This is a genomic window from Thiobacillus sp. (genome assembly GCF_030696885.1).
In the GTDB taxonomy this organism is placed as follows: Bacteria; Pseudomonadota; Gammaproteobacteria; order Burkholderiales; family Thiobacillaceae; genus Thiobacillus.
Genome location: NZ_JAUYRI010000013.1, coordinates 50,483 through 64,751 on the forward strand (window position 1 = coordinate 50,483; position 14,269 = coordinate 64,751).

Consider the following 14,269-nt stretch of genomic DNA (forward strand, 5'->3'; position numbering starts at 1 on the left):
GTCTTAAGCGCCCGTCACACGATGATTGGTGCGTCGATAATAATTGATCAGGGCATTGGTCGAGGCATCGTGGCCGCCGGCCGGCGCATCGGCGTGCAGTTCGGTCAGGATTTTGCTGGCCAGCTGCTTGCCGAGCTCGACGCCCCACTGGTCGTAGGAATTCAGGTTCCAGATCACGCCCTGGACGAAGATCTTGTGCTCGTACAACGCGACCAGCATGCCGAGTGCGTGTGGGGTGAGCTTCTGCAGCAGGATCGCATTGCTCGGGTGGTTGCCCTCGAACACCTTGTGCGACACGAACTGGCCGGTTTGCGTTGCACCCCCTTCAAGCGAGCCCATTTCGGCCTGCGTCTCCTCACGGGTGCGCCCGCGCATCAGCGCCTCGGTCTGCGCCAGGAAATTGGCGACGAGGATGTCATGGTGTTCCTGCAGCTCGGTGTGCGGCTCGACCGAGACGATGAAATCGGCCGGGATCATCTTGGTGCCCTGGTGCAGCAACTGGTAGAAGGCATGCTGGCCGTTGATGCCGGTGGCGCCCCAGACGATGGCGCCGGTGGCATAGTCGACCGCGTTGCCGTCGCGGTCCACCGACTTGCCGTTCGATTCCATGTCGGCCTGTTCCAGGTAGGCGGGCAGGCTGCGCAGGTAGTGGTCGTAGGGCAGGATGGCGTGCGACTCGGCGCCGAAGAAGTTGTTGTACCAGACGCCCAGCAGCGCGAGGATCACTGGCATGTTGCGGTCGAGCGGCGCCTGGCGGAAATGATCGTCCATCGCCTGCGCGCCTTCCAGCAGTTCGGCAAAGCGCTCGGCGCCCACCGCCAGCACGATCGACAGGCCAATCGCCGACCACAGCGAATAGCGGCCGCCGACCCAGTCCCAGAATTCGAACATGTTGGCCGGATCGATGCCGAATGCGGTGACCGCTTCGCGGTTGGTCGACACCGCCGCGAAATGCTGCGCGATCGATTTTTCATCCTGCGCCTGTGCCAGGAACCAGGTGCGCGCGTAGTGCGCATTGGTCATGGTTTCCTGGGTGGTGAAGGTCTTGGACGCCACGATGAACAGCGTCGTTTCCGGATTCAGTGCCTCCAGCGCTTCCTTCACATGGGCGCCGTCGATATTGGAAATGAAATGCAGCTTGAGGTCGGGATGGCGGTAGGGCTTCAGCGCCTGGACCACCATCTGCGGGCCGAGGTCGGAGCCGCCGATGCCGATGTTCACCACATCGGTGATGCGCGCGCCGGTGTAGCCGCGCCAGTCGCCGCTGCGCACCTTCTCGGCGAACGCGCCCATGCGCTCGATCACCGCGTTCACTTTCGGCATCACGTCCTCGCCGTCGACGACGACCGGCGTATTGCTGCGGTTGCGCAGCGCCACGTGGAGCACCGCGCGGTTTTCGGTGTTGTTGATCTTCTCGCCACCGAACATGCGCTCGCGCCAGCCGGTGACATCGGCCTCCTCGGCCAGGCGGACCAGCAGGCGCATGGTTTCGTCGGTGATGCGGTTCTTCGAATAATCCAGCAGCAGATCGCCCACCTGCAGCGAATAGCGTTCGAAGCGCTGCGGATCTGAGGCGAACAGCTCACGCATGTGCACGCTCGCCATCGCGGCCTGGTGTGCCTTCAAGTGCCGGCAGACCGGGCGATGCAGCTGCCCCGGTGTGTCACTGTATTTGTCTTGCGCGAGTACTGATGTGGCCATGCGGTATTTCTCCTGACGCTCCGAAAAACGCCGCGCAATCAAGGCCGGCGCGGCTTTCGAAGCAACCCATGCTGCGACAAGCAATGGCTGTGCCATTGACGGGCGGTGGCGTCGTCCCTTGATTAACAATAGAAAAAAATGGTGATGGGTTCATGACAAACCCATATGACGCCCCAATATCGCGCCTCACTTCACGGCCGGCGCCGAAATCGAGACCGCTGTGCACCTAAACAGTGCCTTTGATGGTCGGGCCATCATAACATTGTCGTTGGTACGGTAATTGCAGCTCCCCCTGCCAGGACGAAACACGTCGGTTTTGTCCCGCAATAAAACAAGACATGCCCTTGTTTTCATTGGGACTTGAATTTGCCCTTGTGGCCGGCCTGTTCAGGGCTCGGCATCAGCTGGCGAAAAATCGTAGGGAGCACGATATGCATGTCTTGATCACGGGCGGCGCAGGGTTCATCGGTTCGCATCTGGCAGAGCGTCATCTGGCGCAGGGCGACCAGGTATATGTGGTGGACAACCTCAGCACCGGTTCGCTCAACAACCTGGACGCTTTCCGCGGCCACCCCGGTTTCCGATTTGCCGAGGCCGACATCCTCGAGTGGGACGCCCTCGACCAGGCCGTTGCCTGGGCCGACCGCATCTACCATATGGCCGCGGTCGTCGGCGTGAAAAAAGTGCTGGAAGACCCGGTGGCGGTAATGGCGACCAACATGAGCGGCACCGAACGCATCCTGCGCGCGATCCAGAGTGGCGGCTGGAATCCGCAGGTGATCATCGCCTCGACCTCGGAGGTCTACGGCTTCAACGAGAAAGACAGCTTCGCCGAGACCGACCATATCGTGCTGCCGTCCGCCGGACGCCTGCGCTGGGCTTATGCGGTGACCAAGCTGGCAGACGAGTTCCTCGCCTTTTCCTATGCGCGCAAATACAAGCTGAATATCGTGGTGGTGCGCCTGTTCAATACCATCGGCCCGAACCAGGTCGGGCATTACGGCATGGTAGTGCCGAGCTTCGTCAGGCAGGCAGTGCAGAACGATCCGCTCACCGTGTATGGCGAAGGCCGGCAGACGCGTTCGTTCTGCGACGTGCGCGACACCGTGGTGGCGCTGGACATGCTCGCCGCCTGCCCGGCGGCCTGGGGCGAAGTGGTGAACGTCGGCAACGACCAGGAAATTTCGATCCGCGACCTCGCCGAGCTGATCGTGCAGCGAACCCACAGCACCTCGCCGCTGCACTTCATCTCCTACAAGGATGCCTACGGCGAGGAATTCGACGACGTCACGCACCGCCGCCCGGTGCTCAACAAGCTGCGCGCGCTGACCGGCTTCATGCCGGAATGGGGACTGCGTGACACGCTGGACGATCTGATCGAACGCGAACGCGTAAAAAACCGGCGCGCAGCCTGAGCACATTGCAGCAAACCGGGCGCGGCGTCGTTGCGGCACACCCGCCGCGAACGGCGCCCCGGCTCTCCCACGCAACTTCGGTCTAGAATACCCACATGGCCACTACGCCTTATTTCATCCTCAGCCCCAATACGGTGCTGAGCATCATCGGCCTGATCCACGGACCCGATAAAACCGTTCCGACGCCGGCCGACGACTGGCGCGACGCCACCGTCGACGTGGTGATCCCGGCCTTCAACGAAGAAAGCAACATTCCGCTGTGCCTGGCGGCGCTGGCGCGCCAGACCCGCAAGCCGACGCGCATCATCCTGATCGACGATGGCAGCCAGGACCGCACCGTCGAATATGCCCAGACCTTCTGCGCGCTGAACGGCATGGACCTGATCTCGATCCGCCGCGCGCACTCCATCGGCAAGACGCCGACGCTGAAACGGCAATCGCGCGAGTTCGATTCCGACGTCGAATTCATCCTCGACGGCGACACCGTTCTGGAGTCCGAGAACTACATCGACCGCGTGGTCGAGGAGCTCTACAAGGGCGCCGGCATCGCCAGCGCCTGCGGCACCGTGCTGCCGCTGCGCGACCGCGACCGCCGTGCGATGCTCGAAAGCGACGCCCTGCAGACCTTTCTGAAGTCGCACCCCGAGGCCACCATCTACCCGCGCGAAGGCGTCTTCCATCACCTGCAGCGCGGCATCACCAACCTGTACCGCGAGGCGCTCTATTTCTTCCTGCAGCGATTCGTCTACCAGGGGCAGATGGCTTTTTTCGGCAGCATCCTCAACCCGGTGGGCTGCGCGGTGGCGTATCGGCGCGACGTGCTGAAGACCATCGTGTTCGACCGCTACGAGCCGATTCTGGGCGACGACCTCACCAACTCGGAAGACATCTTCATCGGCTTTGCGATGAACGACAACGGCTACCGCAACATCCAGCTCACCGACGTCACCGCGCGTTCGCAGGAGCCGGAAGTCGGCCGCGTGCCGGGTCAGATCTACCTGTGGTCCTCGTCCTTCCTGCAAAGCTGCTACTACTTCGACGAATTGATGCGCAGCCCCTTCAAGTCCTTGAAGCGCCGCCGCAATAAGCAGGAAGAACAGGCCGAACTGGCGGCGGGGCTGGCCGACAAGCGCGTGCATCTTGAGCAGTATCGCCAGCCTTGGGGTATCGACTACACGATCAAGTACGGCCGTCCGATCGGCTGGGTGTTATTCATGTCGGCACTGGAAAAAGTGGCGTTTCCGACTGCGCTGCTGATCATGATCATCCTGCAGATGTGGGAACCGCTGGCGATCACGCTGCTCGCCGAGACGGCGGTCTCCACCGCCATCCTGGTGACGCTGGCGAAAGGTCAGCGGCTGGAATATTTCTTCAAGGGGCTGCTGGTGACGCCATTGCGCTACGCCGTGCTGCTGTTCGACCTCATCACCGTCGGTCGCTTTGCTGCCGACCTGTGGATCTTCCGGAATCGGCGGTGGCGCAAATGAAACGGCATTGGATACTCGCATGGGCCTTGTGCTCGAACCTGGCGCTGGCGCAGTCCGTACCCGATGCCGGCCTGCGTGCCGAAACAGCGGGGCAATGGGCGGATGCGGTCGCGGTCTACGCGCAGGCGCTGCAGGCCAACCCGGCACAGGCCCACCTGTGGGAACGCATTGCCGACATTCGCGCCAGCCAGCTCAAGGACCCGACCGGTGCGGCGACCGCGCTCGCCGAGGCGGTAAAATACGCGCCGGACGATGCCCGGCTGCACGCCAAGCTGTCGCAGGCGCATGCCGTCGCCCAGCAGCCGGCGCCGGCGCTCGCAGTGATCAACCGCGCCGTCGCGCTCGAACCCGGCAATGCCGCGTATCTGCGCGCCCGTGCCGAAATCGCCGCCTGGCAGGGCGACCATGCCGCTGCGCAGGACAGCTATCAGCGACTACTCGCGCTCGCGCCCGACGACGCCCCGGCGCAGCTGGGCACCGCGCGCGTCCACCACTGGCGCGGCGAGCTGTGCGAATCGGAGCGCGCCTATCAGGCCTATCTGACGCAGCATCCCGATGACGCCGCAGCACGCATGGAAACCATCGTCGTCGTCACCGAACTCGGTGACTATGCGCGCGCGCTGGAAATGCTCGAAATCCAGGCCCAGCGCTTCGGCGACAGTCCGGCCCTGCGCAAACAACAAGCGCGCGTGCTGGCCTGGGCACAACGCCCGACCCGGGCGCTGGCCGAGGTCGACGCGCTGGCGCCCACGCACCCCGACGATTACGAACTCGCCTACACCCGCACCGTCGCGCTGCACCATGCACACCGTCCGCACGAGGCGCTCGCCAGCCTGGCCCACGTCGCTCGCCTGCGCCCGACCAGCGCCGAAACCGCCGACCTCGGCCGCTTCATCCGCACCCCGCTGCGTTCCAGCGCGACCGTCGGCGCAGCCTACAGCGCCGGCTCCGACGACGTCAGCCTGCGCCGCTTCGGCGCGCGCGGGGAATACGTGATCAATCCGGACACGCGCCTGTTCGGCGGCGGCGACCGGCAGTGGCTGCACGCCGACGCCGGCAGCGGCTTCGAAAAACCGGGCGGCGGCACCACACTCGGCTATAACCGGGCCTGGCTGGGCGTTCAGCACCGGCTGTCGCCCATGCTGTCGATCGACGGCCAGGTCGGCCACGGCCGCACCGAAGGCGACGGCAATTTCATCTACCAGGTCGGGGCGGACCTGCAGCCCGCGGACGAACTCGCCCTGCGCGTGTCGCGCCGGCAGGACCTGCACACGGTGTCGCCGCGCGCCGCCGCGCTCGGCATCGAGCGGCGCGCCAACACCCTCGACGCGAACTGGACCCCCGACCTGCGCCATACTGTCGCCGCCCGCCTCGCCTACGACACCTTCTCCGACGGCAACGACCGCTGGGAAGCCCAGCTCGGTCCGCGCCGCGCGTTCGTGCGCAGCCAGCGTTTCAATCTGGACCTCGGCATCAGCGGTGTCTGGTTCGGCTACGACCGCGACCCCGGCAATGGCTACTACGCGCCGTCGCGTTACCAGCGCTATGCGCTGACCGCCTTTACCTACTGGAAGCTCAGCGACGACGACGGCATCAGCGTGGCGTTCGGTATCGGCCCCTACAAGGACAACACCATGGGCGGCTACCGTACTGGCGGCGACATTTCGGCCGAGGGCTTCTTCGGGATCTACCGCGACTGGTATCTCAACGTGAAAGCGGCGTATTCCGACTACGGTGGCGGCTATACCGGTGCCTACCGCTCGCACCTGTTCGAATTGAACCTGACGCGCCGGTTCTGACCCGGGCGGGGTCGGGGTTGAATCCATCTGAATATATGGTGCCGGGAGGGGGACTCGAACCCCCACACTGTTACCAGCGGCGGATTTTGAATCCGCTGCGTCTACCGATTCCGCCATCCCGGCAAAGGGGCCGCACACGAACGCGTGCGGCGACAGAAGCCGCGCATTATCGCCGAATCGGCCAGCCTGCCGCAAGGCGGAAGCTATAATCGCGCCCCATGCGCGTCGCTGACTTCGACTTCGAACTGCCTCCCGAACTGATTGCCCAGTTTCCCACCGCCGAGCGCGGCGGCAGCCGGCTGCTGCACGTCGACGCTGCGGGTGCGCTGCACGACCGCCGCTTTGCCGATCTGCCCACCCTGCTGCGGCCGGATGACCTGCTGGTCATGAACGACACGCGCGTGATCAAGGCGCGGCTGTTCGGCGCCAAGGATTCCGGCGGCAAGGTGGAGCTTCTGGTGGAGCGGGTGACCGGCGAATTCGAGGCGCTGGCCTTCATCCGCGCGAGCCATGCGCCGAAGCCGGGGTCGCGCATCCTGCTAGGCGAAGACTGCGTCCTCGACGTGCTGGCGCGACAGGACGATCTGACGCTGCTGCGTTTTGCGCAGCCGGTGCTCGACGTGCTCGACCGGCTTGGCCGACTGCCGCTGCCGCCCTATATCGACCATGTGCCGACTGCCGCCGACGAGGCGCGCTACCAGACTGTGTACGCCAACGAACCCGGCGCGGTGGCGGCGCCCACGGCCGGCCTGCACTTCGACGACGCGATGCTCGACACGCTGCGCGCGCAAGGCATCCGCACCGCGCGTGTCACGCTGCACGTCGGCGCCGGCACCTTCCAGCCGGTGCGAGTGGACGACGTCGCCGAGCACAAAATGCACAGCGAGCGCTACACGATTCCGCAGGCGACGGTCGACGCGATCGCCGAGACGCGCACCCGCGGCGGCCGCGTCGTGGCGGTGGGCACGACCAGCCTCCGCGCCTTGGAGGCGGCGGCGCGCCATGGCAGCCTGCGCGCCGGCTCGGACGAAACCGACATCTTCATCACGCCCGGCTATGCGTTCAAGGTCATCGACGCGCTGATCACCAACTTCCATCTGCCGAAATCCACGCTCTTGATGCTGGTCTCCGCTTTTGCAGGCACGGACACCATCCGCGCGGCCTACGCCCACGCCATCGCCGAGCGCTATCGCTTCTTCAGCTACGGTGACGCGATGTTTTTAGAAAAGTCTGCTCCCGCATGAAATTCGACCTCCTTACCACCGATGGCGGCGCGCGCCGCGGCCAGCTTCACCTCGCGCACGGCACCGTGCAGACGCCGGTGTTCATGCCGGTCGGCACCTATGGCACGGTGAAGGCAATGGCGCCCTATGAACTCGTCGAAACGGGGTTCGAGATGGTGCTGTCCAACACCTTCCACCTGTGGCTGCGCCCGGGACTGGAAGTGATCGAAAAATTCGGCGGGCTGCACCGCTTCATGGGCTGGGACAAACCCATCCTCACCGACTCGGGCGGCTTCCAGGTGTTCAGCCTCGGCAAGTTGCGCAAGATCACCGAGGAAGGCGTGAAGTTCGCTTCACCAATCAACGGCGACAAGCTGTTCCTGACACCGGAAATCTCGATGCAGATCCAGCGCACGCTGAATTCCGACATCGTGATGATCTTCGACGAATGCACGCCCTACCCCGCCACCGAGCGCGAGGCGGCCGATTCGATGCGGATGAGCCTGCGCTGGGCCGAGCGCTCCAAGGCGGCGCATGCCGGTAATCCCAACGCGCTGTATGGCATCGTGCAGGGCGGCATGTTCGAGGATCTGCGCGACGAATCCGCGCGCGAACTGATCGGCATGGAGTTCGACGGCTATGCGATCGGCGGACTGAGCGTGGGCGAGCCGAAGGAGGACATGAAGCGCATCCTCGCCCACACCGCGCCACAACTGCCGGCCGACAAGCCGCGCTATTTGATGGGCGTCGGCACGCCGTCCGACCTGGTTGCGGCGGTGGCCCAAGGCATCGACCAGTTCGACTGCGTACTGCCGACGCGCAACGCGCGCCACGGGATCCTCTTCACCCGGCGCGGCGAAATGCGCATCCGCAACGCACGCTGGAAAACCGACACCGCCCCGATCGACAACGCCTGCGACTGCCACACCTGCACGCATTTTTCCCGCGCCTACGTGCACCATCTGATCCGCGCCAACGAAATCCTGGGCGCGCGGCTGGCGACGATCCACAACCTGCACTATTACCACCGCTTGATGGCCGGCATGCGCGCCGCGATCGAGGCCCACCGCTTTGCCGATTTTGTGGCCGAATTCCACGCCATGCAGGCGCAGGGATGGTGACCTGACCCCATCCCTTCTGCGTGGAGCTTCGTGTGTAGAATGGCGCCGCGGAGTCTCGATTACATAACAAGAACACGCACACCCAGGGAGAGACCATGACACCTACCAAGCACTATCCGATGCAGTTCACCGGTCGCGGCGGCGAGTATTTCGTCATCTGGATCGTCAACATCGCGCTCACGCTCGTCACCCTCGGCATCTATTCCGCCTGGGCCAAGGTGCGCACGCTGCGCTGGTTCTACGGCCACACGCTGCTCGACAACCAGGCGTTTTCCTACCTCGCCTCGCCGATCCAGATTCTGAAGGGCCGGCTGATCGCGCTGGCCGCGCTGGTGACGTATTACGCCGCCACCTATTTCGCGCCGATGCTGGCGGGGCTGTTTCTGCTGGCCCTGCTGATCGTGATGCCGTGGATCGTGGTGATGAGCCTGCGCTTTCGCGCACGGATGAGCGCCTACCGCGGCCTGCGCTTCGATTTCACCGGCCGGCTGGGCGAGGCCGCGGTGATCTACGTGCTGCTGCCGCTGCTGATGCTGCCTACGCTCGGTCTGATCTTGCCTTACATGGCCTATCGCCAGGTCCGCTTTATCGCCAGCAACACGGTGTACGGGCAAACCGCCGCGCGCTACCAGGGCACGCTGAAGCCGTTCTGGGGTGTCTACCTGCTGGCCTTTGTGTTGATGCTGCTGCCGCTTGCGGTAGTCGCCTACGGCTTCTTCCAGCTTTTTCAGCTGAAGACCGCCGGGATACCGGCAGAAGCGGCAGGCGCTGGTGTCGCAGGCAGCATCGGCCTCGGCATGCTGTTCTTCTACCTGATGCTGCCGGTCGTCGGTGCCATGATCATGGCGCGCACGGCCAATCTGTTCTACAACGGCACGGCGCTGGGGCCGGTGGGCTTCCAGTCCAGCCAGCGCGCACGCAGCCTGGTCTGGATTTATCTCAGCAACCTGATCCTGATCGCACTCACGCTGGGCCTCTTCATCCCCTGGGCCAAGGTGCGGCTGGCGCGCTATCGTGCGGACCGGCTCACCGTCACCGGCCCGGACGATCTGGGGCTGTTCATCGCCGGCCAGCATCAGACCAGCACCGCCACCGGTTCCGAAATGGCCGACCTGTTCGACCTCAATATCGGGCTGACGTGACGCGCTTTTCGGGCGATCTGTTCGACGGCGTCACTTCGCGCGCGCACCCGGTCACCGCCTGGATCGAGGCCGGCCGGCTGCATATCGAGGGCGACGGCATTGCGCTGACCTTGCCGCTCGACGCCATCGGCCTCGCACCGCCGGTGGGCGCCGCGCGCGGCGTGGTGCACCTGCCCGACGCGCGCGAACTGCACAGTACCGACCTGGCCGCGCTCGCCGCGCTGGCGCAGGCGCTGCCCTCACGCGACCCGGAACGCTGGGCGCGGCGCCTCGAAAGCCGGCTGGGCTATGCGCTGGCCGCGCTGCTCGTCTCGGTCCTCGTTATGTTCGCCGGGCTGCGCTGGGGCGTGCCGGCGGCGGCGCAGCTGGCCGCGCACACCCTGCCGGCCGGGCTGGACAGCCGTATCGGCAGGGAATCACTGGCGCTGATGGAAAAAATCAGCTTCCAGCCCAGCGCGCTGCCGGCCGCGCGCCAGCAGGCGCTGGCGCAGCAACTGGCTGCGCGCTGCCGCCAGCAGGCTTGCCCGCCTTACCGGCTGCTGTTTCGCCACAGCCCGATGTTTGGCGCCAACGCCCTGACGCTGCCGGGCGGCACCGTGGTGGTGACCGACGCCCTGGTCGACCTGGCACAGCACGACGAGGAAATCCTCGCCGTCCTCGCCCACGAGCTGGGCCATGTGCAGCACCGCCACAGTTTGCGGCTGGCACTGCAAGGCATCGGCGCCGGGGCCATCCTGGTGGCCGTCACCGGCGACATCGGCAGCGTCACCGACCTGGCCGCCGGTCTGCCCAGCCTGCTGCTGCAAAGCGGCTATTCGCGCGACATGGAGCGCGAGGCCGACGCCTACGCGCTGGCCTGGCTGAATGCCGCCTGTATCCCGCCGCAGCGCTTTGCCGATCTGCTCGGCCGGCTCGACAAAAAATCCTCCGGCACCCCCAGCCTGCTCGGCAGCCATCCCGGCACGCAGGAGCGGACCGGGCCTTTCCAGGTCGCCGGCGACTGTACCTGAGCCATCACGCCGGCATGCTAGAATCGTCTGGTTTTTGACTCTACGCCCGCCACCATGATTTCGCTCGCTCACGCCCAAACCGCCGCTGCCGCCACCCCAGGCATCACCGACTTCCTGCCGCTCATCATCATCTTCATCCTGTTCTGGTTCATGCTCATCCGTCCGCAGATGAAGCGTGCCAAGGAACAGCGCAAGATGTTGGGCGAACTGCAAAAAGGCGACGAAGTCGTCACCGCCAGTGGCCAGGTCGGCAAGATCGCCAAGCTGGGCGATCAATACGTGGCACTGGAAATCGCCGACGGCGTCACCACCCACGTGCAAAAACAATCGATCCAGACTCTGCTGCCCAAGGGCACCATCAAGGGCCTGTGACCACGAGGGAATAGGAACTAGGATCTAGGGGCTAGGGTTTTGCTGCCTCATGCTTGCAATACCCAGCCCTCTGTCCCCCGAATTCCCTAGCCCCTAACTCCTAACTCCTAGCCCCTAACAATGAACCGCTTCCCGCTCTGGAAATACATACTCATCGGCTTCACGCTGGTGGTCGCCTTCCTGTACACGCTGCCGAACTTTTTCGGCGAAGTGCCTGCGGTACAGGTGTCGCCGGTGCGTACCACCGAACAGGCCGACCCCGCCCTGCTGGCGCGCATGGAAGGCTTGCTGCGAGACGCCAATGTGGCATATGGCGGCATCGAGATGGCGGGCAACAGCATCAAGGCGCGCTTCGCCAGCACCGACCTGCAGATCAAGGCCAAGGACGTGCTGGAGAAAGGTCTCGGCGAGCGTTACACGGTGGCGCTGAACCTGGTGTCCGCCTCGCCGGCCTGGCTGAGCTCGATCAACGCACTGCCGATGTATCTCGGCCTCGACTTGCGCGGTGGCGTGCATTTCCTGCTTGAGGTGGACATGGCGGCAGCGCTGGAAAAATCCGCCATCCGCTACCAGAACGATTTCCGCAGCGAGCTGCGCAGCGCCAAGATCCGCTACAGCCGCATCAGCCGCGAAGGCAATGCGGTGAGCGTGCATTTCGCCACCCGCGACCAGCGCGACGCGGCCGTCGACAAGCTGGGCTCACTGTTCGGCGACCTCACCTTCGCCACGGCGGACCAGGACGAAAGCTTCAGCCTGACCGCGCGTCTCAAGCCGGAAGCCGAAACCCAGGTGCAGTCTTTTGCGCTGCAGCAGAACATCACCACGCTCCGCAACCGCGTCAACGAACTCGGTGTCGCCGAGCCGGTGATCACGCAGCAGGGCGCCAGCCGCGTCGTGGTGCAGCTGCCGGGCGTGCAGGACACCGCCAAGGCAAAGGACATCCTCGGCCGCACCGCCACGCTGGAAATCCGCATGGTCGACGAACTGGCCGACCCCGCCGCGCTGGAACGGGGCCAGGCGCCGTTCGGCACCGACATCGTGGCCAGCCGCGACGGTGGCCTGATCGCGGTGAAGAAGGACGTGGTGCTGACCGGCGATTCGATCACCAACGCCGCCCCCGGCTTTGACCAGACCAGCGCGCAGGCGGCGGTCCACATCAACCTCGACGGCAAGGGCGCGCGCATCTTCAAGGACGTGACGCGCGAAAACGTCAACAAGCGCATGGCCATCCTGCTGATCGAGAAAGGCCGTGCCGAAGCCATCACCGCGCCGGTCATCCGCGAGGAAATCGGCGGCGGCCGGGTGCAGATCACCGGCATGGAAACCGCGCAGGAAGCGTCCGACGTGGCGCTGTTGTTGCGCGCCGGTGCGCTCGCCGCGCCGATGCAGATTATCGAGGAGCGCACCGTCGGTCCCAGCATGGGCGCCGAGAACATCGAAAAGGGCTTCAACGCCAACATCTGGGGCTTCTTCGCTGTGGTGATCTTCATGGTCATCTACTACCGCGTGTTCGGCCTGTTCTCGTCGATTGCGCTCGCCATCAACGGCTTCTTCCTGATCGCGCTGCTGTCGATGATGCAGGCGACGCTGACCCTGCCCGGCATGGCGGCGATTGCGCTGACGCTGGGCATGGCGATCGACGCCAACGTGCTGATCAACGAACGCATTCGAGAAGAATTGCGCAACGGCGCCACCCCGCAGGCGGCGATCAGCGCCGGCTACGATCGCGCCTGGGGCACCATTCTGGATGCCAACATCACCACCCTGATCGCCGGCATTTCGCTGTTCTGGCTCGGCTCGGGCCCGGTGCGCGGCTTTGCGGTGGTGTTGTGCCTGGGCATTCTCACTTCGATGTTCAGTGCCGTGACGGTGTCGCGCGCGATGGCCAACCTCACGTACGGCCGCCAGGCGCGCCTGACGAAACTCTCGATTTAAGGCCTCACCATGCTTGAACTCTTCCCCTTCAGGAAAACCATCCCCTTCATGAGCTGGGGAAAGGCGACCACCGCCATTTCCCTGCTCACCTTCCTGTTCTCGGTATGGGCGCTGTGGGATCGTGGCCTCAACCTCGGTGTCGACTTCACCGGCGGCACCGTGATTGAAGTCAGCTACCCCCAGGCCGCCAACCTGCCGGCGATTCGTGCCGCGCTGGAAAAAACCGGCCTGCCAGAAATCTCGGTGCAAAATTTTGGCACCAGTCACGACGTATTGATCCGCCTGCCGGTCCGCGGCGACGCTACTGCCGCGCAGACCAGCAACCAGGTGATGGCCGCATTGACGGCAGCCGACGCCAGCGTGGAACTGCGGCGCATCGACTTCGTCGGCCCGCAGGTCGGCGAGGAACTCTACGACAGCGGTGCCCTCGCCTTGCTGGTGGTGTCTTTCGGCATCATGGCTTATCTGGCGATCCGTTTCGAATGGCGCTTCGCCGTGGCCGGCATGCTCGCCAACCTGCACGACATCGTCATCATCCTCGGCGTGTTTGCCTTCTTCCAGTGGGAGTTCACGCTCACCGTGCTAGCCGGCGTGCTGGCGGTGCTGGGCTACTCGGTCAACGAGTCAGTGGTGATCTTCGACCGCATCCGCGAAAACATCCGCAAGATGCGCGGTGAAACCATCCCCCACATCATTGATGACGCCATTACCCGCACCATGAGCCGCACCATCATCACCCACGGCTCGACCCAGATCATGGTGCTGTCGATGCTGTTCTTCGGCGGCGAAGCGCTGCACAACTTCGCGCTGGCGCTCACCATCGGCATCATGTTCGGCATCTATTCGTCGGTTCTGGTCGCCAGCCCCCTGCTGCTGATGTTCGGCGTCAAGCGCGAACACTTCATCAAACCGGTGGAGAAGAAGGAAGAGGCAGTCGTTTAGTCAGGGATCAGGATTCAGGGGCCAGGGATCAGGGATTTTTGTGCTCCGCACCTATTCTCATCACCTACGCGGCGAAGCCGCTCATCCCCTGAATCCCGAATCCTGAATCCTGACCCCTAAAA

Annotated in this window: 11 protein-coding genes and 1 tRNA gene; 10 read left to right on the top strand and 2 right to left on the bottom strand. The window is 64.5% G+C overall.

Annotated features, from left to right (window positions below; all coding sequences use genetic code 11):
- Nucleotides 1–3: 3 nt before the first annotated feature.
- Nucleotides 4–1,701: a glucose-6-phosphate isomerase gene (gene pgi / locus Q8R61_RS06040; RefSeq protein ID WP_305535257.1), complete on the bottom strand. Its 1,698-nt coding sequence runs from the start codon at nt 1,699–1,701 to the stop codon at nt 4–6.
- 431 nt (nt 1,702–2,132) lie between these two features.
- On the opposite strand from pgi, the gene Q8R61_RS06045 reads away from it, so the two are divergent.
- The 3 genes from Q8R61_RS06045 to Q8R61_RS06055 all read left to right on the top strand — a co-directional run bounded on the left by Q8R61_RS06045 (nt 2,133) and on the right by Q8R61_RS06055 (nt 6,402).
- On the top strand, nt 2,133–3,116 hold the full coding sequence (locus Q8R61_RS06045; RefSeq protein WP_305535259.1) for an NAD(P)-dependent oxidoreductase: 984 nt from the start codon (nt 2,133–2,135) through the stop codon (nt 3,114–3,116).
- Between the two features lie 95 nt (nt 3,117–3,211).
- Complete coding sequence (locus Q8R61_RS06050; protein ID WP_305535261.1) at nt 3,212–4,603, top strand: glycosyltransferase family 2 protein; 1,392 nt, start codon at nt 3,212–3,214, stop codon at nt 4,601–4,603.
- The gene (locus Q8R61_RS06055) at nt 4,600–6,402 is read left to right on the top strand and encodes a lipopolysaccharide assembly protein LapB (protein WP_305535263.1); all 1,803 of its coding nucleotides are present in this window, start codon (nt 4,600–4,602) and stop codon (nt 6,400–6,402) included. Before Q8R61_RS06050 ends, Q8R61_RS06055 begins: the two co-directional genes overlap by 4 nt.
- Before the next feature lie 36 nt (nt 6,403–6,438).
- Here the strand turns inward: Q8R61_RS06055 and Q8R61_RS06060 are convergent.
- Nucleotides 6,439–6,525: transfer RNA gene (locus Q8R61_RS06060), tRNA-Leu, on the bottom strand.
- A gap of 95 nt (nt 6,526–6,620) precedes the next feature.
- On the opposite strand from Q8R61_RS06060, the gene queA reads away from it, so the two are divergent.
- The 7 genes from queA to secF all read left to right on the top strand — a co-directional run bounded on the left by queA (nt 6,621) and on the right by secF (nt 14,147).
- Nucleotides 6,621–7,646, top strand: coding sequence for a tRNA preQ1(34) S-adenosylmethionine ribosyltransferase-isomerase QueA (gene queA, locus Q8R61_RS06065; protein WP_305535265.1), 1,026 nt, complete (start codon nt 6,621–6,623; stop codon nt 7,644–7,646).
- A complete protein-coding gene (gene tgt, locus Q8R61_RS06070) occupies nt 7,643–8,746 on the top strand; it encodes a tRNA guanosine(34) transglycosylase Tgt (RefSeq protein ID WP_305535267.1) in 1,104 nt (367 codons plus the stop codon). Before queA ends, tgt begins: the two co-directional genes overlap by 4 nt.
- A gap of 95 nt (nt 8,747–8,841) precedes the next feature.
- Complete coding sequence (locus Q8R61_RS06075; protein WP_305535269.1) at nt 8,842–9,888, top strand: YjgN family protein; 1,047 nt, start codon at nt 8,842–8,844, stop codon at nt 9,886–9,888.
- A complete protein-coding gene (locus Q8R61_RS06080; protein ID WP_305535271.1) occupies nt 9,885–10,898 on the top strand; it encodes a M48 family metallopeptidase in 1,014 nt (337 codons plus the stop codon). Before Q8R61_RS06075 ends, Q8R61_RS06080 begins: the two co-directional genes overlap by 4 nt.
- A 54-nt stretch (nt 10,899–10,952) precedes the next feature.
- Nucleotides 10,953–11,270, top strand: coding sequence for a preprotein translocase subunit YajC (gene yajC, locus Q8R61_RS06085; RefSeq protein WP_305535273.1), 318 nt, complete (start codon nt 10,953–10,955; stop codon nt 11,268–11,270).
- Nucleotides 11,271–11,390: 120 nt separating this feature from the next.
- Nucleotides 11,391–13,205: a protein translocase subunit SecD gene (gene secD / locus Q8R61_RS06090; RefSeq protein WP_305535275.1), complete on the top strand. Its 1,815-nt coding sequence runs from the start codon at nt 11,391–11,393 to the stop codon at nt 13,203–13,205.
- Nucleotides 13,206–13,214: 9 nt separating this feature from the next.
- Nucleotides 13,215–14,147, top strand: a complete 933-nt coding sequence (gene secF / locus Q8R61_RS06095; RefSeq protein ID WP_305535277.1) for a protein translocase subunit SecF — start codon at nt 13,215–13,217, stop codon at nt 14,145–14,147.
- Nucleotides 14,148–14,269 lie beyond the last annotated feature (122 nt).

Coding starts and splice junctions, on each gene's coding strand:
- pgi (WP_305535257.1), bottom strand. CDS start 1,701: ATGGCCACATCAGTACTCGCGCAAGACAAATACAGTGACACACCGGGG.
- Q8R61_RS06045 (WP_305535259.1), top strand. CDS start 2,133: ATGCATGTCTTGATCACGGGCGGCGCAGGGTTCATCGGTTCGCATCTG.
- Q8R61_RS06050 (WP_305535261.1), top strand. CDS start 3,212: ATGGCCACTACGCCTTATTTCATCCTCAGCCCCAATACGGTGCTGAGC.
- Q8R61_RS06055 (WP_305535263.1), top strand. CDS start 4,600: ATGAAACGGCATTGGATACTCGCATGGGCCTTGTGCTCGAACCTGGCG.
- queA (WP_305535265.1), top strand. CDS start 6,621: ATGCGCGTCGCTGACTTCGACTTCGAACTGCCTCCCGAACTGATTGCC.
- tgt (WP_305535267.1), top strand. CDS start 7,643: ATGAAATTCGACCTCCTTACCACCGATGGCGGCGCGCGCCGCGGCCAG.
- Q8R61_RS06075 (WP_305535269.1), top strand. CDS start 8,842: ATGACACCTACCAAGCACTATCCGATGCAGTTCACCGGTCGCGGCGGC.
- yajC (WP_305535273.1), top strand. CDS start 10,953: ATGATTTCGCTCGCTCACGCCCAAACCGCCGCTGCCGCCACCCCAGGC.
- secD (WP_305535275.1), top strand. CDS start 11,391: ATGAACCGCTTCCCGCTCTGGAAATACATACTCATCGGCTTCACGCTG.
- secF (WP_305535277.1), top strand. CDS start 13,215: ATGCTTGAACTCTTCCCCTTCAGGAAAACCATCCCCTTCATGAGCTGG.